At 47.2% G+C, this 26,256-nt stretch carries 19 protein-coding genes; 12 read left to right on the top strand and 7 right to left on the bottom strand.

Annotation, left to right across the window (positions count from 1 at the left end; all coding sequences use genetic code 11):
• Positions 1–21 precede the first annotated feature (21 nt).
• The gene (locus RT717_RS19740; protein ID WP_317488075.1) at positions 22–474 is read left to right on the top strand and encodes a CBS domain-containing protein; all 453 of its coding nucleotides are present in this window, start codon (positions 22–24) and stop codon (positions 472–474) included.
• Here the strand turns inward: RT717_RS19740 and RT717_RS19745 are convergent.
• Together RT717_RS19745 and RT717_RS19750 are read right to left on the bottom strand one after the other, a co-directional pair.
• The gene (locus RT717_RS19745; RefSeq protein ID WP_317488076.1) at positions 471–842 is read right to left on the bottom strand and encodes a hypothetical protein; all 372 of its coding nucleotides are present in this window, start codon (positions 840–842) and stop codon (positions 471–473) included. The two genes, RT717_RS19740 and RT717_RS19745, sit on opposite strands and share 4 nt — an antisense overlap.
• Positions 839–5,863, bottom strand: coding sequence for a hypothetical protein (locus RT717_RS19750; protein WP_317488077.1), 5,025 nt, complete (start codon positions 5,861–5,863; stop codon positions 839–841). The genes RT717_RS19745 and RT717_RS19750 overlap by 4 nt, the downstream gene beginning before the upstream one ends.
• Positions 5,864–5,983: 120 nt before the next feature.
• On the opposite strand from RT717_RS19750, the gene RT717_RS19755 reads away from it, so the two are divergent.
• The 8 genes from RT717_RS19755 (at position 5,984) to RT717_RS19790 (ending at position 15,781) form a co-directional block, all read left to right on the top strand.
• Entirely contained in the window at positions 5,984–7,249 is a 1,266-nt protein-coding gene (locus RT717_RS19755; protein WP_317488078.1) for a cation:proton antiporter domain-containing protein, read from the top strand.
• Positions 7,250–7,398: 149 nt separating this feature from the next.
• Complete coding sequence (locus tag RT717_RS19760) at positions 7,399–8,217, top strand: transporter (RefSeq protein WP_317488079.1); 819 nt, start codon at positions 7,399–7,401, stop codon at positions 8,215–8,217.
• A 98-nt stretch (positions 8,218–8,315) separates the two neighbouring features.
• A complete protein-coding gene (locus tag RT717_RS19765; RefSeq protein WP_317488080.1) occupies positions 8,316–10,235 on the top strand; it encodes a mechanosensitive ion channel family protein in 1,920 nt (639 codons plus the stop codon).
• A gap of 204 nt (positions 10,236–10,439) precedes the next feature.
• Positions 10,440–11,318: a lysophospholipid acyltransferase family protein gene (locus RT717_RS19770; protein WP_317488081.1), complete on the top strand. Its 879-nt coding sequence runs from the start codon at positions 10,440–10,442 to the stop codon at positions 11,316–11,318.
• A 91-nt stretch (positions 11,319–11,409) separates the two neighbouring features.
• Positions 11,410–12,921 (top strand): S10 family peptidase, encoded by a 1,512-nt coding sequence (locus RT717_RS19775; protein WP_317488082.1) that lies wholly within the window; start codon positions 11,410–11,412, stop codon positions 12,919–12,921.
• Positions 12,922–12,961: 40 nt separating this feature from the next.
• Positions 12,962–13,765 (top strand): maleylpyruvate isomerase N-terminal domain-containing protein, encoded by an 804-nt coding sequence (locus RT717_RS19780; protein ID WP_317488083.1) that lies wholly within the window; start codon positions 12,962–12,964, stop codon positions 13,763–13,765.
• A gap of 5 nt (positions 13,766–13,770) precedes the next feature.
• Positions 13,771–14,949, top strand: a complete 1,179-nt coding sequence (locus RT717_RS19785; protein WP_317488084.1) for an MFS transporter — start codon at positions 13,771–13,773, stop codon at positions 14,947–14,949.
• A gap of 97 nt (positions 14,950–15,046) precedes the next feature.
• Entirely contained in the window at positions 15,047–15,781 is a 735-nt protein-coding gene (locus tag RT717_RS19790) for a class I SAM-dependent methyltransferase (RefSeq protein WP_317488085.1), read from the top strand.
• Here RT717_RS19790 and RT717_RS19795 read toward each other — a convergent pair.
• From RT717_RS19795 to RT717_RS19805, 3 genes are all read right to left on the bottom strand, one after another.
• Positions 15,778–16,494, bottom strand: coding sequence for a DUF2490 domain-containing protein (locus RT717_RS19795; protein ID WP_317488086.1), 717 nt, complete (start codon positions 16,492–16,494; stop codon positions 15,778–15,780). The two genes, RT717_RS19790 and RT717_RS19795, sit on opposite strands and share 4 nt — an antisense overlap.
• A gap of 79 nt (positions 16,495–16,573) precedes the next feature.
• On the bottom strand, positions 16,574–17,260 hold the full coding sequence (locus RT717_RS19800; RefSeq protein WP_317488087.1) for a DUF2490 domain-containing protein: 687 nt from the start codon (positions 17,258–17,260) through the stop codon (positions 16,574–16,576).
• Positions 17,261–17,450: 190 nt separating this feature from the next.
• Positions 17,451–18,827, bottom strand: coding sequence for a M20/M25/M40 family metallo-hydrolase (locus tag RT717_RS19805; protein ID WP_317488088.1), 1,377 nt, complete (start codon positions 18,825–18,827; stop codon positions 17,451–17,453).
• Between the two features lie 481 nt (positions 18,828–19,308).
• On the opposite strand from RT717_RS19805, the gene RT717_RS19810 reads away from it, so the two are divergent.
• From RT717_RS19810 to RT717_RS19820, 3 genes are all read left to right on the top strand, one after another.
• A complete protein-coding gene (locus tag RT717_RS19810) occupies positions 19,309–20,652 on the top strand; it encodes a sugar porter family MFS transporter (protein ID WP_317492370.1) in 1,344 nt (447 codons plus the stop codon).
• Between the two features lie 38 nt (positions 20,653–20,690).
• Entirely contained in the window at positions 20,691–21,833 is a 1,143-nt protein-coding gene (locus RT717_RS19815; RefSeq protein ID WP_317488089.1) for a helix-turn-helix domain-containing protein, read from the top strand.
• A gap of 63 nt (positions 21,834–21,896) precedes the next feature.
• The gene (locus tag RT717_RS19820; RefSeq protein ID WP_317488090.1) at positions 21,897–22,523 is read left to right on the top strand and encodes a DUF2306 domain-containing protein; all 627 of its coding nucleotides are present in this window, start codon (positions 21,897–21,899) and stop codon (positions 22,521–22,523) included.
• 365 nt (positions 22,524–22,888) lie between these two features.
• Here the strand turns inward: RT717_RS19820 and RT717_RS19825 are convergent, their stop codons facing one another.
• Positions 22,889–24,778 (bottom strand): amidophosphoribosyltransferase, encoded by a 1,890-nt coding sequence (locus RT717_RS19825; protein ID WP_317488091.1) that lies wholly within the window; start codon positions 24,776–24,778, stop codon positions 22,889–22,891.
• Positions 24,775–26,256 (bottom strand): NADH-quinone oxidoreductase subunit N, encoded by a 1,482-nt coding sequence (locus tag RT717_RS19830; protein WP_317488092.1) that lies wholly within the window; start codon positions 26,254–26,256, stop codon positions 24,775–24,777. Before RT717_RS19830 ends, RT717_RS19825 begins: the two co-directional genes overlap by 4 nt.

Genomic DNA, 26,256 nt, shown 5'->3' on the forward strand with positions numbered 1-26,256 from the left:
GTTACATCAAAAAGCACTGCCATGGTAAAGAGCTTCAGAGGTGAAATAGAGGAAAAACCAAAGCGAAGAGAAATGCACCCCGTGCTGGTGGCCGACTACATGGCTACACGGCTCGTGACTTTCCATCCAGACCAATCCATTTATGAGGTCGTTCACATCCTTCTTGCCAGGAAAATATCCGGTGGGCCGGTTGTTAATGCCGAAAATGAGCTGGTAGGTGTGATTTCCGAAGGAGACTGCCTGAAGGAGGTGGTCAGGGGAAAGTATCACGACATGCCCGTGCTGTCAGGAAAGGTTGCCGATCACATGGCGAAAGATGTGGTAAGTATTGGCCCTGCAATGACCATTTTTGACGTGGCCAAGCTGTTTCTCGAACGTCGGCTGCGTAGATTTCCGGTAGTGCTCGAAGGGAAGCTTGTGGGGCAAATCAGCCAGAAAGATGTGATGAAAGCCGTTTTGAAAATCAAAGGCTAAGTGGCCTGCGTTTGCGCTACACCAGCGCCTTTAATGTTTTCTATCGCCAGCAGTTTATTTAAGAGGCCATCTGCGTTGGCTGCGATAGCATAGTAGGAAATCTCCATTTCAACCAGACCACCTGTGGGCTCGCCTATCGCAAAGGCGATACCCTTTGTTGGTATTGTCCACATGTCGTTAAGCACTGCTTGTTTTACATGTCGTTTAATCAGGTGCTCTCCGACGCCAACTGTTAGCCGAATGTCTATTCTGTGCTGCTGAATCCCCTTTAATGCATGTCCTTCCGCCTGCCGCTTCTTTAGCGACAGCCGTTTTTTTATTTCATCGATCACACCACTCAACTTGCCGGTTAGGTTTGGGGCTTTCATAGCAAGTCTCGTTCTTTAAAATGGCGTATTATAAATGGCAGCAGATAGGGATCAATCATGTAAATACCGGTCGCCTTTTCCACAATTGCACCGGAGCGGATCAAAGCCAAAAGCACCTTACTGATGTAAACACTGTCCCAGCCAGTTATCCGACTGATCTTATCTGCGTCGAGTCTCTTGTGAAGGACAAACTGGCTGAGTATCATCACCCATTCTTCATCAAGCTCTTTCAGGAAAGTAAGTGAAAGTTTTGGCGGAGCAGCTATTTCAATTTGATTATGAGAAACGTTAGAAATATTTGTCAGCCAGCCATTAAGAGCAGTACCCGGATTGCCACCACTGTAGTCAAAATATTTATTAAAAAGCCTGGCCAGCTCAATCTCACTTATATCCTTCTCACTTTCTCCGACCGACAAGCTAAGCCCACTTGATTTATGGCGCTTCATTATCACGTCTTTAATCATTTCAGCATCAAATGCGTCCATATTAATGATCTCAATAAACTTTTGAGAAAACCCTGTCATTTCGTCGATTAATTTAAAGGCATGCGGGTTCACATTAACAACGAAAAGGCACCTTGAGCTGAACTCATCAATCAGGTCGCCAATTGCTTCCACTATCCTCATTCCATTGGCCTGCCGCTCCCAAAAAAGCTCGAGGTCGTTGATGGAAATAATGCTTCCCGGAGGAAGCTGCGCTAAAATCTCCTTCGTGCTTCCCTGCATCAGCGTTGCCTTGCGAAGCGATTTTTCAAATTCAGCTATATCCAGAGTGCCCTGCAACGGTGGAAAAACAGCATAAAAGTTCTTCTCATTGCCTAAGCTGCTCACTGCATATTTTGTAAATGCAGTCTTGCCTTCGTTTCTTTCGCCAATGACAAGAATCCCTCCCAGGTAGCCTGTTCTGTGCCTGGAAACAGCTTTCTTAAAAATAGCCTCCTCCCGGGGGCGTGGCACCCAAAAATCTCTGCCAATACTCGACCTGCCATTGAAAAGGCTCACATAGTAACCCGGCAACTCCCTTAAAACCTTCTCCTGTGGGCTCACTTTCTCCTTCAGGTCCAGCAGGCGACCGGATAGTGAATGAATTTCCTGCCTATTGGAAAGCTTTCTGGCAAAAAGCAGCCCCTCACTCCTGCTGTACAAAAGCTTACTAACCGACTTAGATGCCAACTGAACTACTTGCTGCCACGACCTGGAAATAAGCTGAGCCACCTTCCGGCTCTTTATACTCTTGAAACCATAGCCAAAAGCTGACGCTGCCTCCTCTATCTTATACGATTTTAAGGGCTCAAATGCATCGTCAAAACTCTTTTTAGATTCCGACACAAACCGCTGAACCACGTTATCAATTTCCTTTTTTTCCTGGTCAGCCTTCAGCGAAAACTCTTTTAAAATATCTTCAATTGAAAGATCGGCGCTGGAAGTTTCGGCATTGTCTAATTTAAACCTGAGCAAATTGCCAGCTTCCTTTATAGCATATATGCTTCGCTTGATGCCATCTATCGCCCGCTCATGCTGCTCTTCCAGCGTGGTGATCAGCTTCGTCTTCAGAAAATACTCCGCCATTTTGCTGACGGGTATCTCCACCGACTCGCTCTCCAGTCGAGCAGCTGAGGTTCTTACCTTCAATACTTCCAACGTCTCTGGCATTTCCGACGCCGTTTCCAGAAACCGTTCCGTAGTATAATCCAGTGTTTCTTTTAGCTCCAATTCCCAGTCAGTTTCGAGTTCAAACACCACTTCCCTTGAAGATGTAATCGGCATTTTGAGGTACTTGTCAATCTTTTTAATCACTCTGGACTCAATCATGTGGGCAAAGCCATCATTGAGTGACCGATGCATAATGCCGATCCTGTTTTTCACCCTGTTGATTTCCTGCTCCATAATGACCTTGTTGAGCATCGTCTTCAGGTCAGAATCAAAAGATTCTAATAAAGCTTCAATTCCCTCAGTTTTAGCTTTGATATATTGGGCGGAGGAAGACCGCCTCCAGGATTCCTTCATTGGAAAAAGTAACTCCAACGAATGACTCATGAGCTGAAGGTTTTGGACATGCTCCAGCAAAAGCCTCCCTTCAAACAGCGTTTCTTCCCGCTTTTGTCCTTCCAGAAGTTTGTTCAACTTCTCTATCTCGGCACGAATTGTGGCCGCCCACTTACTCTCTTCTTCATCAAATATGGTGGTGGCAGTGTTAATCACACTTCGGCAGTCGGAATAGAAGCCAAAAACGCTATCAGTGTGCTTTGCCAGGTACCCGGAAAGGAATGAAAGTCTGCCTCCCCATTGAAAATACCCCGCCAGCGCTCTGAATACCACATTATGTGTAAGTGGGTAGCCAGTTACGAAGTGAACGGCTCTCCTGAACCCTTTGTAAAAAGAGGCTCCCGCTGTAGAGGCAGGCGCTTCTGCAAAAGCTTCCTTTGAATAGCTTACAGGCAGTGTTTTAGGATAGAGTTTGTAATCTTCCTCTAAGCGTTCCAAATATTCTGTGGTCGCCTCTCTGAGCATAGATACCTGTTCAGGAACGAGCTCTTGAAAGACCTTTTCGCTAAACAAATGGCTAAGACGGTACGAGGTTTCATTACGAAGCTTATCCAGCGCCTTTGCCTTTTTATACGACTCCTTAATCTTTCTTATGTCAGCCAGTTCCTTCTCGATAGTCTTCAATAGTGTTTGAAGCTCACCAAGAATAAGCCTGTGGTTCTCAAATGACCTTCTAAACCCTTTCGCAAAAAGGAGCTTCTGAAGTCTCCGCCCGTTTTGGTCTATTCTGTAGATGTTAACAGTCACTTCAGGGAACCTGGAGGGCTGAACCGTTGGAATTGCCTTCAATAAGCCACTGGAATCTGGAGATGGCACGTCCTTTACCTTCTCCGCTATTTCAAAGCTTTCAAAATAACCCGATGAGCTTACAACCATCGTGGTGCCAAGCTCGTTGAGGAGCTCATTGACACCATCATAGTACAGGTCGATCTGATCCAATGTCCCACCATCAAGTCCCAGCATTACCAAATCAGTCTCCGCCGACTCTCTTGCTATAATTTTTTTGTTGTCTCCCTCACCTTTGATTACCCGCACAGTCACGTCAAGCCTGGCGCTTTCGAGAATGGCCCTTGCCTCTTTATAAATACCTTCATGGTTGCCGCCTGACTCATCAATAATCAGCAACCTGACCCTGGCCAGTTTCCACAGGCTGGAAGCTACCAGGTTTCTAACCAACGCCAGCGAAAAACTCAGATTGGGGCCCTTTCCCCCCCACCAAATGTCAATGGTGCTGAGCTGACCAAACTTCCTGTCTTCGTCATAGTCAATAAATATATTGTTGTACTCACCCCGGCGGAAGCCTCGCAGTGCTTTCGCAAACTGCTCTTTGTTTTTGGGTGCCCGGCTCCAGCCCATCAAAATAGTGTTGGGCTCTACGCCGGAGAAGCCATACACCCTGCTGATTTCTTCCATGCCAGAGTAGATGTCTTTGCAGCCAAACTTGTAGGAAAAGTATTCGCTTTTGCTATTGGTAGTGGCCAGCATCGACTCTGCCTTCGATAGGTTTTTTTCATCGGTTTCGAACAGCTCAAAAGCTGACAGAATACCCAGGTTGCCAGCAATAGCCTTTCCCATTTCAGCGATGTGCTGCCGCTTGTCGGGGCTGCCGCTAAACATGATGATATTGGGTCGCCAGTTTCTGGTGTGAGTCTTTTCCTTTTTAAGCCGGGTAAGGCCTGTTTTAACCAGAGAAGCCCACACTCCGTTCCAGGCATCCCCTGAGTTCAACGTTAGCTGTCTTCTTTTGAGGAATAAAAACAACAAGCCGAGGATGAGCACAGCTGCCACCATAGCGACGAAATCGAGCTGAATCATGACAAGCACACAGGCGAGAGCACCCAGCAGGCTGATCCAGCCGGACACCTTGAACTCAGGCCGGAAATCGGAACTGGTCCACGACTCAAAAGCCGCACTGACATTGAGAAACCCGTAGGTGGTGATGAAGAAGATGGACACCACCCGGGCAATCACATCGAGTTCTCCGATCAGAATACCCGCCTCAGCAATCAGAAAAGTAAGCAACAAAGCATTGCGGGGCTCATTGGCTTTGCCATACCCTTTTCCAAAAAACCGGGGTGTGATTTTATCAGATGATGTGGCTTGCAGAATGCGGGGGGCTCCAAGGATGCTGCCAAGTGCTGACGAAAGTGTTGCTCCCCAAATGCCGGCAATCACCAGCTCAGGAACCCATGAGATATTCAACAGCACGTTTGGGTCAGTAGCCAGCACGCCTGCGTCTACTGTAAAGTATAGGTAGCATGCAAACCCGACGTAAACGATAAATCCAACCACTATCGCCAGAATAGACCCGGTTGGAATCGATTTTTTAGGATCCTTCAAATCACCAGACATTGATACACCGGCCTCAAACCCCGTAACCGCCGGGAAAAATATACCAAACAACACCATTACTGACACAGTGGAGGAAGAGATGCCCTTAGTCACATCGGATGGCCCAAGGTCGTGTGTGCCCAGAAAGATGGAGGCCAGGGATAACACAATGGCCGCCATAATAAAATACTGGGTTTTGATGGCCATGGAGGTGCTAATGAAAGTAAGCGTAGTTACTGCCAGCAGCACAATACTACCAGTTATCCTTATATTGTTCACAGAGCCTTCGTAGCCCCAATAGCTGAGGAAGCTTTCAGAAAACCCGATGAGATACAAGCTGACGCTAAAAGAAAGCCCTACAAACAATGCCAGCCCAAGTGTTCCTCCTATGGGTAGACCCAGGCTGCGGCTGATCATGTAGTAAGTGCCGCCGGCTTCCACCTTTTTGTCTGTAGCAATGGATGATACGCTAAGACCTGTTGTCACGGAAATGATATGAGCAACCAAAATGATCCCCAGCGTAGTCAATAACCCCACCTCGCCGACAATCATTGGCAGCCTTAGGTACATGATCACCCCAAGGATGGTAAGAATGGATGGCGTGAAGACTCCCCCGAAAGTCCCGAACTTATTACTCTTCGACATTGATCATCTAATTTAATGCTAGTTAAGAATTGAAACTGCTATTTTCGTACTTAACAGGAGTTTTTGCTTTCAGTTAAAAGTAATTCTCTTTGTAGTATATCTCAAATTTAACATCCAGGTATGGACATGCTAAATGCCTATAGCGAAACTATCGCTATTTCGATCATCATCATTGCTTCTTACTTTTTTAATCAATTCTCGAAGAAAACCAATATACCAAGTGTATTGCTCCTAATTGGCTTGGGTGTTGGCCTTCAGGAGCTTTTAAACTTCTACGACATCAACCTGGAAAGGGGTATTATGGAGGCACTGGAGCTATTGGGCGTGGTTGGCCTTATCATGATTGTGCTCGAAGCTGCCCTCGATTTGAAGCTTACGAAAGAAAAAAAGCCCCTTCTGATAAAATCTTTTTTAGTGGCATTGTTGTCGCTCATTGCTACGTCCATTGGTATTGCCTACCTCCTCAAGTATTTTTTCTTCAACGATTTCTACACGGCACTGATATACGCTGTACCCCTTTCAATCCTCAGCAGTGCTATCATCATTCCCAGCGTTGGCAACCTGTCGAGCTCCAAAAAGGAGTTTATGATTTATGAAAGCACCTTTTCAGATATCCTGGGGATCATGTTTTTTTACTTTTTGCTCGGTAGTGCCGAAACCACCACCACATCCGGAGTGGTGTGGGAGGTGTCGAGCAGCATCCTGATTACTATCGCCCTTTCTATCATTATCAGTTACTCACTGGTGCTTCTGCTACAAAAGCTAACGACCAAAGTAAAACTGTTCTTTCTCATAGCTGTTTTGGTGCTCTTGTATTCAACCGGCAAAATGTTTCACCTCTCCTCCCTTCTCATCATTATGGTATTCGGCCTTGTGTTGAGCAATCACACCATTTTCTTTAGGGGCAAGCTGAAAAAGCTGATCGATGAAACAGCCCTGAAACATATACTGGAAGACTTCCATGTGGTGACAATGGAGTCGGCCTTTGTGGTGAGAACTTTCTTTTTTGTCATTTTCGGAATGACACTGGATTTCTCAGGCCTTACCGACGTGTTGGCACTCGTCACTTCCCTTACCATTTTAGTGCTGACTTATGTGGTAAGGTACATTTTACTGAAGTCGATTGTTGTCAAAAATATCAGCCCTCAAATTTGGATTGCCCCCAGAGGTTTAATCACCGTTCTTTTATTTTTTTCCATTCCTGACGAATGGAAAAATGACGCCTTCAGTGATGCCATTCTTTTGATAGTTATCATTGCAACAAGTGTTTTTATGACACTCGGGCTTGTTTTCAAGAAGCAGGACTTTGAGGACAAAAATGAGCTTGAATTCACTGATTGGGACAAGCTTGACAAAGAAATAGAAGCTCTCTCGAAAACAAAGTGAGCCTTTCGTTGCTTTTTATTGCTGAGCAGCAGGAAGTTCCTGATAAACAGCTGGTTTTAATGTCCTTTCAGTAAATTATTTTGTTGGTAACCAACACATATAATGTTCACCTTTTGTACTAACATTGCGCAAAAAAACGACCCACCCTAATGGCTATTCCTACACTACCAAAGCCAAGCCATCAACTGATGGTTGGCCTGCTACTGATGCTCGTGTTTTCTTGCCTCTCAATACAAAAGGCCGCTGCTCAGTACAACCCCACCATTCGCAGTGCCAGGCCGGGTCAGTCGGTTGGGCCGTTTACCACCGGGAAAAATGTTTTTCAGGTGCAAACCGGAGGTACCTACAACGGTTACTCGTTAGACAATACTGACCTCACCGGTACTAACTACACCTATCTGGCGTCGTTGCGGTATGGAATTCTTGAAAAGCTCGAGATCAGGTCTGCTTTTGCTCTGCGCCACGACAAAACGAGTTCCTCAGATATGACCGCAGGTGGTTTGGGCTTGTGGAACGCTGGCGTCCGCTACAACCTGCTTGATGGTCATGGGGACAAACCCTCGCTCGGTATTCAGGCTGACGCCCGATTTACTGCCGTGGATGAGGACTACAAAGCGGCCAACCTCGCTCCCAGAATCATGCTTATTCACGGCCAGAGGCTCACCGACAAACTGGGGCTTACCACCAACTGGGCCGTGGCATGGACGGGCAACAACACTGATCCGGCATTTAACTACACAGTGAATATTTCTTTTCCTCTTTCTGAAAAGGTGGGGAGCTTTATTGAAAACTATGGCACTGTATTCAATGGTGATTTCGACAACAGGTGGGATACTGGCCTCTCCTATCTTGTCAACAACGATTTCCTTCTCGATATGTCAGTCGGTTATGGGAAAAATGACGGAGTCAGCGATTGGTTTGTTGATGCAGGGGTGTCATGGCGGGTTAAGTTCGGGGGAAAACAATAATCAGCATCAAGAGCTTGCTGCATGTCTGACCCTCGGCTGACTATTATCATCGCCATTCGTCTGAATTAGAGTAACTTTGCACCTGAAATATCAATGATATGAAACTCAAAGTTTTATCACTCCTCATAGGTATAGGCAGCTGCTTTGCCGGCCAGGCAAAGCAGGCTGACAGTTTGGTTATAAAGTCCGATTCACTCGAACAAGCCAGGAAAGCGCAACATATCAGCGACTCCATTGCCAACCAACTGGAGGAATACTCCAACCTTGTCAGACGAAGCGAACAAAAGCGTATCGACGATTCGGTAAAAAAGGCCGAGCTTCTTCAACAAATCACCCTGCTAAAGGAAAATGACAAGCTGAAACAAGCCGATCTGCTCCGTCAGGTCAAGAACATCGAAATACAGGATTCTACAAGAAAGGCCGAGCAACTCAAAAGAATCAATCAGCTGAAGGAAACGGCGGTAGGTTATCCTGTTACCCCGTTCGGTGATACTTTGTTTATGGTTTTCACAAAGCTGGGCCCGGTGATGCCTAAAGAAAGAGCAGCCAATATCACAAAAAAGATTGAAGTGCTTTATCAGGACGACAGCTTCAAACCCGATTCTCTCCAGGTTATTCTTAACGAGTCGACGGCCGACATCACGTTTGGGGAAATGATTCTGATGAGTGTGACCGACACAGATGCACTCTGGGTGGGGCAGGACAAGAAAGCACTGGCCACAGCACACGCTGCTGCGATATCAAAAAGCATTGAAGCTGAAAGGGATGCCAATAGCTGGAAAAATATACTATTGAGGGCAGCGCTTACCATGCTCATCATTGCAGGCACATACGGCTTAATTTATCTACTCAATCGACTTTTCCGCAAACTCAATCTTTTGATCATCGTCAAGAAGGATTCAATTTTCCATGGCATCAAGTTCAGAGACTACGAAATTCTTCCTCCCAAACGTGAGCTGGATTTAACCCTGCGAATTAGCACGATTCTGAAGTGGGCAGTATTCGGGTTGCTGATGTATATCTCGCTTCCATTGCTTTTCAGCGTATTTCCCTTCACAAGAGGGTGGGCCGCCACTCTTTTCGGTTGGGTTTGGCAGCCCACAAAAGGGATCCTGGTTTCTTTTTTCAGTTACCTGCCTAATGTATTTTCTATAGCAATTATCTATCTGGCAACGCACTACGCTATCAAGTTTATAAAATTTGTGGCGCAAGAGATTGCCGCTGAAAGGCTCAAGTTCACGGGCTTCTATGCCGACTGGGCAATGCCTACATTTAATATCGTCAAAGTGTTGCTTTATGCCTTTATGTTTGTGGTTATTTTCCCCTATCTGCCAGGATCCGACTCTAAGATCTTTCAGGGCGTTTCTGTCTTCCTTGGTATTCTTTTTTCGCTGGGCTCTTCCACTGCGATTGCCAATGCAGTAGCGGGTCTTGTTATCACATACATGCGTCCCTTCAAGGTAGGTGACAGGGTCAAGATTGACGACATTGTTGGAGACGTAGTCGAAAAGTCGCTGCTGGTTACCCGCATTCGTACGCCTAAAAACGAAGACATTACAGTGCCAAACGCCAGTATCCTTGGGGGTAAAACCGTCAACTATTCCACCTCCAGCAAAGAGCTTGGCCTTGTGCTGCACACCACCGTCACTATTGGCTATGATGTTCCCTGGAGGCAGGTGCATGAGCTGCTGATTGCTGCAGCAGTGGCCACTGAAGGCATCAACGACAAGCCCACGCCGTTCATTTTGCAGACAAGCCTTGATGATTACTATGTATCGTACCAGCTCAATGCCTATACCTCCGAGCCCAACAAAATGCCAAGGACTTACTCCGATCTGCACCAAAATATTCAGGATAAGTTCAATGAAAGTGGGGTAGAAATATTGTCGCCGCACTACCGTGCCCTGCGGGACGGTAACATGGTCACAATTCCAGCTAGCTATCTGCCAAAGGACTATCAGGCACCGGTGTTCAATGTGAGTAGTCATCAGAGCGGCTCGCCGACAAAGAAAGACTAACATCGGCTTCTTATTGAAAGCCCTTCTAAAAGTAGCCATAGAAAAACAGCTCGATAAGGCTGTCAGTCAATTTATGTAGGTCGGCCAAAGCACCCGTTCAAACAAATGAATAGCCCTTGTTGATCTGATATTACTATCTTTCGGATGCGGCCTGCGCCAACCAGTGCCGGTTGATTAGGTTCAACTAACCACCTAAGCCTACTTATGTTTACCCTGTTCTACCACTGCTTTATCAAGCCAGTTTCCCTATTGCCCTCCTGGTTGCTCTATGGCATTTCGGATTTTCTTTCGTTTATCCTGTTCTATGGCGGATTCTACAGAAAATCAATCGTTATCAAACAAATAACCGCATCGTTCCCGGAAAAGTCGCCAGACGAGGTGCTGGAAATTACCCGTAAGTTCTATTCGCACTTTTGTGACCTGATGGTGGAATCTTTGATGATTTTCAGCATATCCAGGGAGGAGGCCATTCGAAGGTGCACAATTTCCGGCGAGCAGGTATTCAAAGATCTCTTTGCAGAAAACAAGAATATCATCATCGCCGGGGGGCACTACAACAACTGGGAAATGCTGGCTGTGGCCATCGACGAGCAAATTCCACATCAGGCTATGGCCCTGTACACACCTCTTGCTAATAAGGGATTTGATCGGCTCATGAGAAACTCCAGAGGCAAATACGGCCTACAGCTATATCCGAAGAAACGATTTTGGGAGATTTTTGAAGCCAGAGACGGGCCGCTCTTTGCTGCCGTGTTTGGTGCCGACCAGTTCCCCACAAAGAGTAAGAACGTTTTTTGGACCACTTTCCTCAACCAGGAAACCTGCGTGGCTTTCGGAACCGAAAAATATGCAGTAGAACAAGACTGTGCCGTCGTCTTTGGCCGGATCATCAAAGTTAAAAGAGGCTGCTACCAAATGGACTTTGAATTGATTACGAAGGACGCTACCAAAGAACCCTTTGGCGCCATCACAAAAAAACACGTAGCATTGCTGGAAGCCGATATAAAAAGACATCCTGAGTATTGGTTATGGACGCACAGGCGGTGGAAGAGGAGCCGACCCGTCGATCAGCCGATCCACTAAGCAGTCGGTTGATTTTGACTGGTGGAGTGCAAAAGTTCAAAGGTCTTTTTACATTCGACTTGGTCAAACAATTAAAGCAGCCACATTGCTTATGAAAAAACTACTCTATCTCTCATTCATTATTCTTTACTTTGGTGACGCCATAGCACAAGAAAAGGAAAGTGAAAAACCAACCGGGCCGATCCCAGAAGGTGAAGTGGCCACCACCAAACAAACGGTAAAAATTAATGGCACCACCATAGAACTGACTGCCAAAGCTGGCACTGTTCAGCTTCGGGACGAGAACAATGAGCCTATTGCCCTTTTTGGCTTTACGAGCTACGTAAAGGAAGGTGCTCCGTCCACCAGGCCCATCGTTTTCTCCTACAATGGCGGACCAGGTTCTTCCTCATTTTGGCTTCACATGGGCGTAATGGGTCCGAAAAGGATTGTAGTGAACGATCCAAACTTCAACTCAGCGGCTCCTTACCAGCTTGTTAATAACGATTACTCGATCCTCGATGTCGCCGACCTGGTAATGATTGATCCCGTGGGTACCGGGCTGAGCGTGCCGATCGGTAAAGCTAAATTCGAAGACTTCTGGGGCGTAGACCAGGATATTCGCAGCATCAGTCTCTTCATCACGCAGTATCTGATTGACAACAGCCGCATGAACTCGCCCAAGTTTTTGCTGGGAGAGAGCTATGGCACTTTCAGAAACGCCGGAGTGATGAACAGCCTGCTCGATCAGGGCATTGCCATGAATGGGGTCATCATGGTGTCGGCTGTTTTCGACCTGAGGACGCTGCTCTTTCCTCCTAACGACGACCTGCCCTACATAGTGCATTTCCCAACCTATGCAGCCACGGCCTGGTACCACAACAAGGTGGCCAACAAACCAGCCACCGTAGAAGCTTACATGACAACAGTGCGAAAATTCACCGAAGAGGAGTATGCTCCAGCCCTTTTTAAAGGCGATCAGCTTTCAGGGGGGGAGAAATCCGCTATGGCAGCAAAGCTAAGTGCACTTTCTGGTGTTTCATCCGACTATTGGCTCAAAGCCGACCTCAGGGTGCAGGCCGATGAGTTTTTTCAGGAGCTGCTAAGAGACGAAGGGAATACCGTAGGTCGGCTCGACTCCAGGTACAAAGGCATCAGCCAGGATGGCATCGGCCAGTTTGCTGACTACGATCCGCAAAGTGCTGCGATCTCACCGGCCTATATCCAGGGCTTTCTTCACTACTTCCACAACGACCTGAAGGTGAATAAAAAATTGACCTACACAGTTACAGCGGGAAGAAGAGACGGCTTCAAGTGGGACTGGAAGCATAAAGGCAACTTTGCCTGGGGAGCAACCGCCGCTATTAATACGGGCATCGACATGGCCGAAGCCATGAGCAAGGCGCCCAATATGAAAGTATTGATCCTCAACGGTTACTACGATATTGCTACCGTATTTTATGGTGTAGAGCACAGCATCAACCACCTTGGGCTGACCAAAGAAGTGAAGGACAATATTATTATGAAGTATTACGAGGCTGGCCATATGATGTACACTCACCAACCTTCATTGGAGAAGTTCAAGAAAGACGTCGGGACGTTCATTGTGGAAAATGCCAGATAGGAGCCAATCACCGAAAGCCCCACCCATTAAGGTAGCCCATTTGTTTCGTCCACTTGACGAAGCGCTGATGAAGCTGCTGGCCTCATTGAATGACGATGACTGGCAAAAGCCAACGCCTGCGAAGCACTGGAACGTGAAGGATGTCGCTGCCCATTTGCTGGACGGTAATCTTAGAACTTTGTCTATCCAACGTGATGGCTACTTTGGCGAAGCACCTCCTCCGATAAAAACTTATGAAGACCTTGTCGGCTGGCTCAATCTGCTCAACGCTGATTGGGTAAAAGCCAGCAAAAGACTGAGCCCGAATGTTCTTCGAATACTTCACCAGGCAACGGGCCCGCTGACCTCTGCCTATTATGAGTCACTGCCTTTGTGGGACGAAGCGATTTTCGCTGTGGATTGGGCGGGTGAGTCGAAAAGCTACAACTGGATGCACCTGGCCCGGGAATACACTGAGAAGTGGCACCACCAGCAGCAGATAAGGGAAGCTGTTGGGAAGCCCGGCATCATGACCAGGGCATTTTTCTTTCCCATGATAGCCACCTACTTCACGGCCCTGCCACATACTTTCAGAAATATAGCAGCGCCTGAGGGGACGCTGGTCACTGCTACGGTAAGCGGCCAGGTGGGTGGAGCGTGGCATTTGGAAAGGCAAAATTCGAACTGGGTGCTGGTTGACAAGCCCGGCCGGGTGCCAGATACTGCTGTGGAAATAGCCCCCGAACTAGCCTGGAAGCTATTTTCGAAAAACATCAGGCCAGGCGACGTCAAAGACCGGCTTAAAGTAGAGGGTGATAAACTTCTGGCAGCTCAGGTACTCCAAATGGTGTCAGTAATGGCATGAAGCAAATGAGCAAAACACCACCCAAAGCCAGCGCTATCCTCCCCATCATTGTATTGGCCCAATTTGCCTGCACGTCGTTGTGGTTTGCAGGCAATGCTGTATCAAGAGACCTCGTTGTTTTGTATCAGCTAGGCGACGGCACGCCGGGTCACTTAACAAGCGCTGTTCAGTTTGGCTTCATTAGCGGCACACTGGTGTTTGCGCTCCTTGGTGTCTCGGATCGCTTCCCCCCTTCCAGGGTTTTTATGGTATGTGCGCTGCTAGGCGCAACAGCCAACCTGTTGGTGCTTTTACCCGATCAGGGGCTGACCTCTTTGTTAGTCATCAGGTTCGCTACGGGCTTTTTTCTGGCTGGCATTTATCCCGTGGGGATGAAGATTGCTTCAGATTATCATGAAAAAGGGCTCGGCAAGGCGCTGGGCTTTCTTGTCGGAGCCCTGGTACTTGGCACGGCCTTCCCTCATTTAATCAAGAGCATTGGGCAGGGGCTTAGCTGGCAAATCGTTTTTATCTGCACATCAACCATTTCGGCTCTGGGAGGCATTTTCTTGTTTCTCACTGTACCTGACGGGCCATTCCGCAAACCAAGCGTTAAAATTGACTTGCTTGTTTCGCTGGAAGTCTTCAAAAAGAAAGACTTTCGAAGGGCTGCGTTCGGCTACTTTGGCCACATGTGGGAGCTTTATGCATTCTGGGCCTTCGTTCCTATTGTGTTTTCACTCTACCAGGATAGCCACCCCTTAACCACATTAAACGTATCCTTTCTCTCCTTTATCGTCATTGGAGCAGGTGCCTTTTCTTGTATTGCAGGCGGCTATATTTCAGCAGCACGAGGCAGTAAATTTGTTGCCCAAATGGCGCTGACTATTTCCGGCTTGTGTTGCCTTTTGTCTCCTTTTGGCTACCAGCTGCCCTTTGCTCTTTTTATTGTGTTTCTACTCATTTGGGGAGCTTCTGTTGTGGCCGATTCGCCGCAGTTCTCTACGCTGGTTGCTCAGTCGGCACCGAAGGAGAATACAGGTACGGCGCTCACAATTGTTAACTGCCTAGGCTTTTCCATAACAATTTTCAGTATCGAAGTGGTGCAGTGGCTCATGCACTATGGCTCACCCACCTTAGCCCTCCTGGCCCTTGCCCCGGGCCCTGTTTTAGGCGTATTGGCTACTGTCAGGAAGAATAAATAGATTCAATAAAATAAGGCACTGCCTTTTCTAATTGGCTTTATCCGCCTAAATTATCGATTATAACCGTGGGCCAACCTACAGGCCATTGAGCATTATTATGAAAGATCGATTTTCCGACAAAGCCAGCGGCTATGCCGCCTTCCGGCCCAAGTACCCTGAGACGCTTTTCAATCACCTCTACACTCATACAAAGACTTTCGATGCTGCCTGGGATGCCGGCACAGGCAATGGACAGGTGGCAGCAGTGCTGGCAGGTAAATTCAACAGGGTGTATGCCACTGATATTAGTATAAAACAACTGATGAAGGTGCCGAATATGGCGAACCTAAGTAGTTTTGTCGCAGACGAAGCAGCTCCTCAAATTTCGGACACCTCCATCGATTTGATCACTGTAGCGCAGGCCATTCACTGGTTTCAGATAGATAAATTCTGTGATGAGGTAACCAGAGTAGCCAAACCTGGGGCTTTGCTAGCCACCTGGGGCTACGGCCTGATGCAACTCCCCCCAGCCTATCAGCCAGCGGTTGATTACTTCTACAGCAAGGTAGTTGGCCCCTATTGGGATGCCGAAAGAAAGCACATCGACAATAGCTATGCCGACATCTCTATTCCTTTTAAGGAGCTGAAGCCCTCCGAACACTTTGAGATGATCTACAAATGGAATACAGAAAACCTGGAGGGGTACCTCAACACCTGGTCGTCGGTAGGCAACTACATCAAAGAAAAGAAAGAGAACCCGGTCACTCCCTTTATCAAAGAACTGAAAACCAATGGCCTGCCAGAGAGCTTTCCTGTATCCTTCCCGCTTTTTGTTCGCCTTTTCAGGCTTTAAAGTGGGTTGATGGTATAAATGAACTTCAGCTGTATGATGTGGTCGGTAAAATAAAACTGTTCAGCCTTCAACGTTCTACCCCATTGCAGCATGTAGTAGGCATCTACCCTTATGGCCGGAGAAAGACTATTGCTTACTCCGAAATAGACCCGCTCTGTATTGAAGAACTGGTCGCTCAAGTGACCGGAGTTGGTGGTCAAAAAAGGCTCGTATTGAAGTGCCAGCTGAGCACTTTTTCCGCTGGCGTTTTTTTCCTTCAAAGGGTAGTTTAACCCTAACCGGTAACGAAGTCGCAGGTTTTGGTAGTTGTCGGCACCTTCCTGATAAAACGTCCTTTCTTCCACTCTGAAATAGTGCTGCAAGTCCAGTTTCCAAAACAAATGATGTGTGTACTGCACACCAGCCCAGTACCGAATTTCGTTTCTCAACTCCAGGTCATGGTCCTTTAGCCTGAACCACCCAACACCTCCGAGCACCGTTACCTTTTTAGAGATAGTATGGCTGATGCCCGGCCTTAAAACAGTTTGTTTCCAGTCGATGTCGTTGAGCCTTGTTCGATAGTATATATCACTAGACAGCCTGGTTTTGGCGGAAAGGTTGTAATTGATAGTAGGGTCTATCCAAAGCTGAAAGTTGGAATTGCTTTGAGAAGACTGAGCACTAACAAACCGTAGGTTTGCTAACAATAGGGTGAAAAAAAGGTAGAATCGCATCAAACGATAAATTTGATGCAAGTAGGTAAATAGCGATGATTATTTAATCAGGTTTTTGAAAAAATAGCCGCTAACCGGCCTAAATGGCATAAGCCAGTTTAAGGAACGCAATATCGTAAGAGTGATGATACCGTTCTTTTCTGCTGCCCTTAAAGCCCTGGCTTATATAGTTCAAATCTACCCTCCACTTACTGTTGAGTCTTGCTCCCAGGCCATAGTAATACCTATGGGTATAGGCATAAAGGTCATCGAACGGAGTGTTAAGGAGCACAAGCGGCTCAAACCCGAGGGAAAATGACAACACTCCGCTGCCACCGGCCCATTTGGCTACGGGCATTCCCCCGCCTATCTTATACCTCACACGAGTTACATAAGGAGCATTCAACCCCTGAAAGATAATTCGCTGCTCTAACCTAACGTAATGAGTAAACTCCCAGGGGCCAATCTTCGGCCAACGGGCCTGCACACCCTCCCACACTCTAAATTCCTTGTGGTTGTCAGCCGTACTAAAATCAACAAAATAGTACCCAGATCCCATCACCAGTGATACTTTGGGACGAATATTATAGCTTACTACCTCCCTCAGCACATAGCCCTGCCAACCATTTTTTACCAGCTGGTACCTGGCGAAAGCGTCCGTGCTTAGCTTCCATTTTGGCGTCGGATTGTATATGAGTGAGAATTGAGACCACAACTGGCCGGTTTGTGCATGCCCGATCTGACAAGCAACCAGCAAAATAAAAAGTACAAATCCCTTGAGCTTCAATTGGAATGGTTGGTTAGGAACACAATTGATTGAGTCCGGGCGTCTCCGAAAGATAGATAACAGCTAAAAGAATGAACTTTAGTTTTATACCTGTAGCATATTTCGAGAGTAAACGGTAAAATAGCCCTTCACACCACTTATTTTCAATCAACCAGTCAATTGGTTGCCAAAAATGAAACATATACCTTTATCACCTCCCAATCAACGATGACGGAAATACCACCAGGCTTTCGTTTCCGTCCTTACCAACGGAAGCCACCCCAAACAAGTAATTGTCGATCACAAAGCCTTCCAGCGTAAATTCATTCACTTTACCAACAAACCTACTATGCTCCCATTGCGGCACCGTAGTGTCTCGCCAATAAATTCTGTAGCCAGCCAGGTTCGGATCGTCAACTGCAGACCAAGCAAGCCTGGTAGCCGGCTGAACAGCTCCTCCAATTTTCACTTCAGCGGGTGCTTTCGGTGCCCAGGCCAAACTAGACAGATTAATGGCATTGACAGCGGTAAGCTTGGCAGCATAATCTAAGTTGACCCCTTCAACCACATCACCGTAAGAAATGCCGTCTTCAACCCTGATGTCCTGATGCTGGCGTGGGTAGTATTCGTGGGCTTCCATGATCCGGATGCCGGCATAACCCACGTCATTGAAAGGCCGGTGGTGCCCGCCCCTGCCGAAACGATCCAGCCGATACACCATCATTGGGTTCATTTCGGGCATGTAAGTGGAAACAGTCTTGTGTACATAACGAGCTAGCTGGCGGCTAATTCCATCCACCTCTCCTCCATAAAAGCGCCGACGTCCTCTTTCCTGATCGGTTTCCGTCACCGGAGTGGGCTCGGAAAAGATCCGGAAAGTGCGGTTATCAATCACTCCATCTACCCCTTCAATGTTGCCAATCATGTCGTTGTTCATCACGCCAATGATATCCCAACCTTGTTCCTTGGCCATTTCAGCCATGTAAGTGCCACCCACAAGGCCTTGCTCCTCCCCTGAGAGCCCCACGTAAATGATGCTGTTCGGAAACTTATACTTGCTCAGCACCCTGGCCGCCTCAATAGCCCCTGCCATGCCTGAAGCATTGTCGTTCGCTCCCGGGGCATCTACTTTCCCATCCATCACATCCGTTGCTCTGGAGTCGATATCAGCCGACATGATGATGTAGCTGTTGGGGTTCACTGTCCCTTTTTGGATAGCAATCACGTTGGTGACTACCGTTGGCTCCTTGATCCTGGCAAACTTATCTGCCGGCACCTTGTTGTGCTGATAAGTTACTGTAAGGCAGCCACCGCAGTCCTTAGCTATTTTATCGAACTCAGCTTTGATCCACCTTCTGGCAGCTCCAATGCCCCTCGTAGCTGAAACGGTATCAGAAAGAGTGCTTCTGGTACCAAAGCCAGCCAAAGTCCTGACGTCTTTTTCTATTCTTGAGGAAGAAACCGCCTTTGCGATGTCGTATATGCGCAGGTCTTGTGCTGGCGGCAGTTGAGCAGGTTGCGCTTCGACAGGCCGCTTGCTAAACACAACAACAAAGGCAAAAAGGAGGCAGTAAAGTCTAAATTTCATATTGTTCCGATTGATCAGGCGAGGAAGGTAAGCAAAACTTTCTTGTTGATTGGACAAAAATCTACGAAGAGAACCATATCGGCTACCAGCGGCTGCCTTGACTTCACGCAGGTACGTCAAAGGAAGTGACGGAACATAAATTGCCTATATGCAGCTTTCATTTTCGGATCAATCTATATTTCTGGGGATTGAATGTTTCGTTTGTGGTTAAATAAAAAAGCAAAAGGTCCAAGCCTATCCGACTGGAGAAGCCCGGCTGGGCGAGACGCATTGAACCAGTTTTGCTTTTTTATGACCGCTCGGGAATTAGATTTGAAAGGTAATCCCCCAGATTTCCCGCTTGATCCTCATTTTCTATGGCTGACCCACAATAAAAAGTACGTTCAATCCGCAGTTAACGGAGCGCCTTTATTAACTAAGCCTAATAAGATTCAGGCAAATCAATCTATTTTCCTATTTTTCAGGCCTTGTACAAAAACACCTGCTTAACACCTATTGCATGAAGACCAATCGCTACCTGCTTGTAAGTTCTGTTGTGGCCGCCCTAGGTGGTCTTTTGTTTGGATTTGATACCGTTGTTATCTCTGGTGCCGACCAGCAACTTCAGGCGCTCTGGGGCACCTCTGATCTTTTTCACGGCTCTGTGGTCATGTCGATGGCGCTGTGGGGCACTGTCATCGGCGCTCTGTTTGGTGGCTACCCAACCGACAGGTTTGGAAGAAAGAAAACCTTGTTTTGGATCGGTGTTCTTTACTTTGTGTCAGCCATGGGGTCTGCCTTCGCCTGGGATCCCTGGTCTTTTGCTATTTTCAGGTTCGTCGGTGGTTTGGGCATTGGCATCTCCACCGTAGCAGCTCCGGCTTACATCTCCGAAATAGCCCCTGCGGATCAACGAGGCAAACTGGTGGCATTGTACCAATTCAATATAGTTTTTGGCATCCTGCTGGCTTTTGTTTCTAACTATTTGCTGAAAGACATCGGCGAAAATGCCTGGCGCTGGATGGTAGGCATGGAAGCCCTCCCCGCCTTCATCTACCTGGCATCCACTTTTTCTCTTCCCGAAAGCCCAAGATGGTTATATGTGCACAAAGGTGACAGGGAAGCGGCCGTGGCCATCCTGAAAAAAATTGGGACAGACGAAAAGGAGCTCGTAATGGCCACAAAGGACGAAGCGGCACAACACGCAAGCGAGTCTATTTTTCAGGGCAAGTACAGGTTTCCTCTGATGCTCGCTTTCTTCATCGCCTTCTTCAACCAAATGTCGGGCATCAATGCCTTCCTTTACTATGCCCCAAGGATATTCGAAGCTGCAGGACTGGGTGCCAGCTCGGCACTTTTAAGCAGTATTGGGATCGGGATTACCAATATGGTCTTTACATTGCTCGGCCTGTACCTCATCGACAAAGTTGGACGGAAAGTGCTCATGTATATTTGCTCTTTTGGTTACATCATTTCGTTGAGTCTGGTCGGTATTGCGTTCTACCAGCAGTGGCAGGGCATGGCGGTGCCCATTTTCCTGTTCCTTTTCATCGCTGCCCACGCCATAGGCCAGGGCACAGTTATCTGGGTTTTTATCTCCGAGGTGTTCCCTACCCATTTAAGGGCTTTTGGACAATCGTTTGGTTCCTCCACCCACTGGGTGCTGGCTGCGTTGGTGACCCTGTTCATGCCGGCCTTACTTAGCGGCTTCAGCAGCCCGGGCATGGTCTTTTTCATCTTTGCAGGTATGATGGTACTTCAGCTTGTATTTGTGATCTTCATGATGCCAGAAACGAAAGGGCGATCGCTGGAAGAAATTCAGCAGGACTTTGGGATAACGAAATAGTCATTTGACATGATGGCCTCCAATGTCCAAATTGCGTAATGGATTTCCTGTTCATTGTGGGCATTGCTCAGGCGTTCTTTTTTGCTCTGCTTTTGGGTAGGAAAAAAGACAAGTCTGTCGCTGACAAGATTCTCCTCGTTTGGCTAATTTTTATCGGACTTCACCTCCTGGGCTTTTATTGGGACTACTCTGGCTTTTCCAGCCAACATCCTCATCTCCTTGGCTTCAGCTGGTTTATGCCCATAGCAGAAGGGCCATTTTTGTGGATTTACGCTACGGCCCTGCTTTCTGGCGCCAAGCGATTCAATCCCTGGTGGTTGATCCATTTTGTGCCATTTGTACTTCTGAATGTCTCTATCTACGACTTTTACCTGAGTCCTCCTGAGGAGAAAGCTCAATTTGCCGCCACCTTGTGGGAAAACCCACCATGGCAGGCAGTGCTTGGCAATTTTCTCACACTGTATTCAGGGCCCGTCTACGTCCTTTTTCTCCTTGTTCGACTGAAACGATTCAGAAGTGGTCTCAGGGACTTCTTCTCGTCCACTGAAAGGATCAACCTACAATGGCTGCAACGGCTTACCTGGGGCCTTGGTGGTATCTGGGCCGTGGTGCTGGGCACATACGCCTACTGCCGAATTGCTGACACTCGTTTACCCGACAATAACAACTATTACATTTTTATTGCCGTTAGCCTATTTGTGCTTTTTTTAGGCTACCATGGTTTGAAGTATGAGAACATTCTTGTGAAATATGCTTCACCAGATGTGGCCAGCGACGAGGCTGCCACGGTAGAGCGATATAAAAAATCCGGGCTGAAACCCACCGATGAAAAAGCCCTGCTGAATCAAATAAAATCGCTACTGGTGGAGCAAGAGCTCTACCTGGAACAAAACCTGACGCTGGATGATCTGGCTAAAAAGCTCGACAAACCCCGCCATTATATCTCACAGGCAATAGGTAGTGAGGAAGGCCTGACTTTCTACTCGCTTGTCAACCAGCTACGGGTAGAGGCCGCAAAAGAAAAGCTTGTTTCCGAAGATTTCGCACATTTCAGTTTGCTGGGTATTGGCCTTGATAGCGGTTTCAATTCCAAGGCATCCTTCAATCGGGTGTTTAAAGAGTATGCCGGCATCAGCCCGAGCGAACACCGGGAGCGCCACCAAAAGATTCATCAACAATAGGGCTCATCCCGCCGGATGAGGCGATACCGTTTTTGAAAAGCACTTATTTGGCATAAAAAACTCATGAATAAAAGGATTAAAATTATCTTATGGGGCTTGCTTGTGTTTCTTTCCATTAGCATTGCAGGCTATGCTTTTTCGTACTTGAGCTTCACCCCCGACAAAGGATTCCCTGCTCAAAAACCCGAAGAAATAAGAACGAGCTTTTTCTGGCTCCTGGCGTTTTACATGCATATCAGCTTTGGGGGTATTGCCCTTCTTACAGGTGTTTTTCAGTTTTCTGAAAAGTTGAGGAAAAGAGTAGTGTTGCATCGCACTTTGGGTAAAATCTACCTGATAAGCATTCTCCTTGGCGGACTGGCTGGATTTATGCTTTCCATCTTTGCTGAGGGCGGGATCATCGCTAAGGTGGGGTTCAATCTTTTGGCTGTCACCTGGTTGCTTACCTCGTGGTTGGCTTACAGCAGCATACGAAATCGAGACATAGAAGCGCACAGAAAATGGATGCTCAGAAGCTATGCTGCCTGCTGTGCCGCTATTTCACTCAGACTTATTTTGCCTTTCGAACTGGCTGCCCTGCACATGGATTTTACAACAGCCTACCAGATTGTGGCCTGGGCTTGCTGGGTACCTAATATGATTGTGATAGAAATGTATATCAGGAGCCAAAAGCAAGTACAGTTGGCTTGAGAACAGAATATTCCATCAGAGTCCCCTTCGGGAGACTCTGATGGAATTCCAGCTAAATCAGATACTTTAAGAAAAATATCATAGCTAACCATGGTCATCAAAATTTAGACATCGGGATCCTTTGAACATCACTCAGAGTCCCTTCGGGAGGCTCTGATGCTATTAAGTTAAGAGGTTCAGTGTCCCATTCTATTTTTACCCCTTCCCCTAAAGGGCGTATGGACTACCATGCGTAGACCCTTTAAGCCATAGTAGTAAAATACTCTTAACATAGCATTGCGGGAGACTCTGAGGGAAGATCCAAGCGAGACGCATTGAACTATTCTTGCTTTTCATTTACCCAAACAGTAAATAGTCACTCTATACTAGTAAGCCCTTACTGCTACGCCCCGCATGAAGTTGATAAACGCCCGATTCACTACTCTGTTACCACCGGCAGTTGGATAGTCGCCTGTGAAATACCAGTCGCCTGAATGGCCTGGGATAGCTTTATGCAGGTTGGGTACGGTCTGGTATAGCACCTCTACTTCTGCTCTCAGCGTTTTCGGCTTCACAATCTCAGAGATCTTTTCAGAAATCTGATCGTCAGTAAAAGGATCGTACAATTCCTTTACAAAATTGGGGGCCTCTTTATTGTCGGCATGCATGACGCATTTTTCATACACTTCATCCAGCAAGTGCTCCTTGTTATGGTCTTCCAGTAGCTTCAGCACTGCCCTGAAAGCGATGAAGTCTTTCATCTTGCTCATGTCGATACCATAGCAGTCGGGAAAGCGAATCTGAGGGGCAGAAGATACCACCACTATTTTCTTGGGCTCCAACCTGTCGAGCAAAGTCAAAATGCTTTTTTCAAGTGTGGTGCCTCTCACAATACTATCGTCGATCACCACCAGTGTATCAACCTTTTTCTTTACTACCTCATAGGTAGTGTCATACACGTTGGCCACCAGGTCGTCACGGTGCTGGTCGTCGGTAATAAAGGTGCGTAGCTTGGCATCTTTGATCACCAGCTTTTCCACCCTGGGCCTGAACGACAAAATCTCTTCCAGCTTCTTGGGGTCAGTAATCTTTTCTTTCAAAATCACTTTCTTCCTTTGCTTGATGAGGTATTTTTCCATGCCTGCCATCAATCCAAGAAAAGCCGTTTCAGCCGTATTGGGTATATAGCTGAAAACAGTGTTCTGCAAATCGTGGTCGATGGCCTTTAGTACCTGAGGCACCAGGAGCTCACCCAGCATTTTTCTCTCCTGGTAAATGTCCGGATCGGAGCCACGGCTAAAGTAGATGCGCTCAAATGAGCAGGACTTCTTCGGTATTTTTTTAATAAATTTCTCTTCTCTGAAGCTGCCATCCTTCTCAATGATTAGCGCACTGCCGGGTTCTATCTCCTTGATATCCGAATAGTTGATGCCAAAAGCAGTTTTGATGGCCGGCTTTTCTGATGCCACTACCACCACCTCGTCGTCGGCATAGTAATAAGCGGGCCTGATGCCGGCAGGGTCACGGGCAACAAATGCTGATCCGTGTCCAATAAGGCCGGCCATGGCATAGCCACCGTCAAAATCTTTGCATGAGCGCTTCAAAACCCTTTTCAGGTCAAGCTTCTCTTCTATGATATCGGTAATTTCCTGATTACTGAAATCGTCTTTGTACTTATCAAAAAGCAGCTGATTTTCTTCATCGAGGAAGTGGCCGATTTTCTCCATCACGGTCACCGTGTCAGTCTTCTCCTTGGGGTGCTGCCCCAACTCGATCAGCTTTTTGAAAAGCTCATCCACGTTGGTCATATTGAAATTGCCGGCTACCACCAGGTTGCGGCTTCTCCAGTTGTTCTGGCGTAAAAATGGGTGACACTTCTCTATGCTATTAACGCCGTGCGTGCCATACCGCAGGTGCCCCAGCCAAAGCTCGCCGGTAAATCCATAGTTCTTCTTCAGCCATTCAGCATCGAAGTATTTCTCCCCTCCTTCTCTCTCCGCCTTCTTGTACTTCTTCATCACCTTATCGAAAATCAGGGACACGGCTTGATTTTCGATAGACCGGTACCGGCTGATATACCTGTATCCGGGCTCAATATTGATTTTGATGTTGGCAACTCCGGCTCCATCCTGCCCTCTGTTATGCTGCTTTTCCATCAGCAGGTAGAGCTTGCTGGCCCCATAGGCAGGCGACTGATACTTATCAATATAATATTGAAGGGGTTTTCTGAGCCTGATGAGTGCTATGCCGCACTCGTGTTTAATTTGATCACTCATAAATGGGTTACCGGGAAAGGTATTTGCTGAATTACTTGGATTAAACTGTCAGGCTTTAAAAAAAAGAACACCAACATAAAAACAAGAAGGCAAGCCGTCATGATCTGGCCTGCCGTAAGTGTTTCCATTTCGGAATTATTTTTTTCTTCCACCTTCAAAAACATGAAGTAGGGTATCTTTAAGTAATAAAATAGTGCAACCACAGTGTTTCCTGCTGCTATCAGGAGAACAAACAACAACAAACTCCCCGAAGAAGTTTGCCATTCGTTCCAAAGTGACGAAAAAATGTAAAGCTTCCCGGAGAACCCAGCCAGCGGAGGAAATCCCACCAGCGACATCATGGCGACCAGAAACGCAACAGCAAGGAAAGCATGTTTCTTACCAAGGCCCTTGTAGTCATTGAAAGAGAACTTTTGCTCCCGTTCCATATGATCTACCAGATAAAAGGCCAAGTAATTCATAAAGAGGTAAATGAAGATGTAAAAGTAAAAACTTGTTACCGCAAATCCATCATTTATCGCAATTGGTAATACTAAAAATCCTGCCTGGGCTATTGAGGAGTACGCCAGCATCCGTCGCACGTTGCTCTGATTCAATGCTGCTATATTGCCAAAAACGATAGAAACAGAGGCCATGAAAATCAAAAACTGACTATAACTACTAACTACCGAAAAGCCTTCTGTGAGCCTTAAGAGCACAATCAGGCCGCCGATTTTAGGCACTACGGAAAAAATGGCCGCAACCGGCACAGGAGCCGTTTGGTAGATATCGGGTGTCCACAGGTGCATGGGGAATAAAGCGATCTTGAAGAAAATGCCCATTAGCACGAGTACTATTGCAAATAAGGCCAGGGGTTCGTTGGCTTGCTGGAGCTGTGTGACAAAAGCCTCTGTAGTAAAGGCAAGTGAGCCGGTGAGCCCATAAAGCAAGGAGATGCCATACAACATCAGACCACTGGCAAATGCCCCAAACAGCAAGTACTTGATGCCAGCTTCAAAGTTGAGCTTTTTGAACCCAAACACAGTAAGAATATAACCGCTGATGGAGGTAAGTTCGAGCGCCAGGTATACTGAAAGCAGTGTAGTGCTGCTCACCATGAGCATGCCGCCCAAGGCAAGCGAAAGGAGGATATAGTAGTATTCTGTCCGAAGCTGCAAGCCTGTTCCGAAAAGAAGGGTGAGCGCCAGGGCAAGGAGAATGATGGCTTTGGCAAACAACGCATGCCTGTCGGCTGTCAGCTGCCCGGAAAACAAGAGCCCTCCCTCCGGCTCTTGCACCCACAAAGGCAAAATGAGCCACAGCGCAACAAAAGCAAAAAGCATTGAAAGCACCAGCAACAATAGTGGTCGCTTACCCGATGTGATCAGGTCAACTATAAGAAGCAGTATTATTCCAGCACCGATTGCTAACTCAGGCCCCACCTGATTGAGGCTTCCCAGGGCTTCCAGCAACTGAAACGATAAGCCTTCTTTGTGCAT

It is taken from the genome of Imperialibacter roseus, assembly GCF_032999765.1.
GTDB lineage: Bacteria > Bacteroidota > Bacteroidia > Cytophagales > Cyclobacteriaceae > Imperialibacter > Imperialibacter roseus.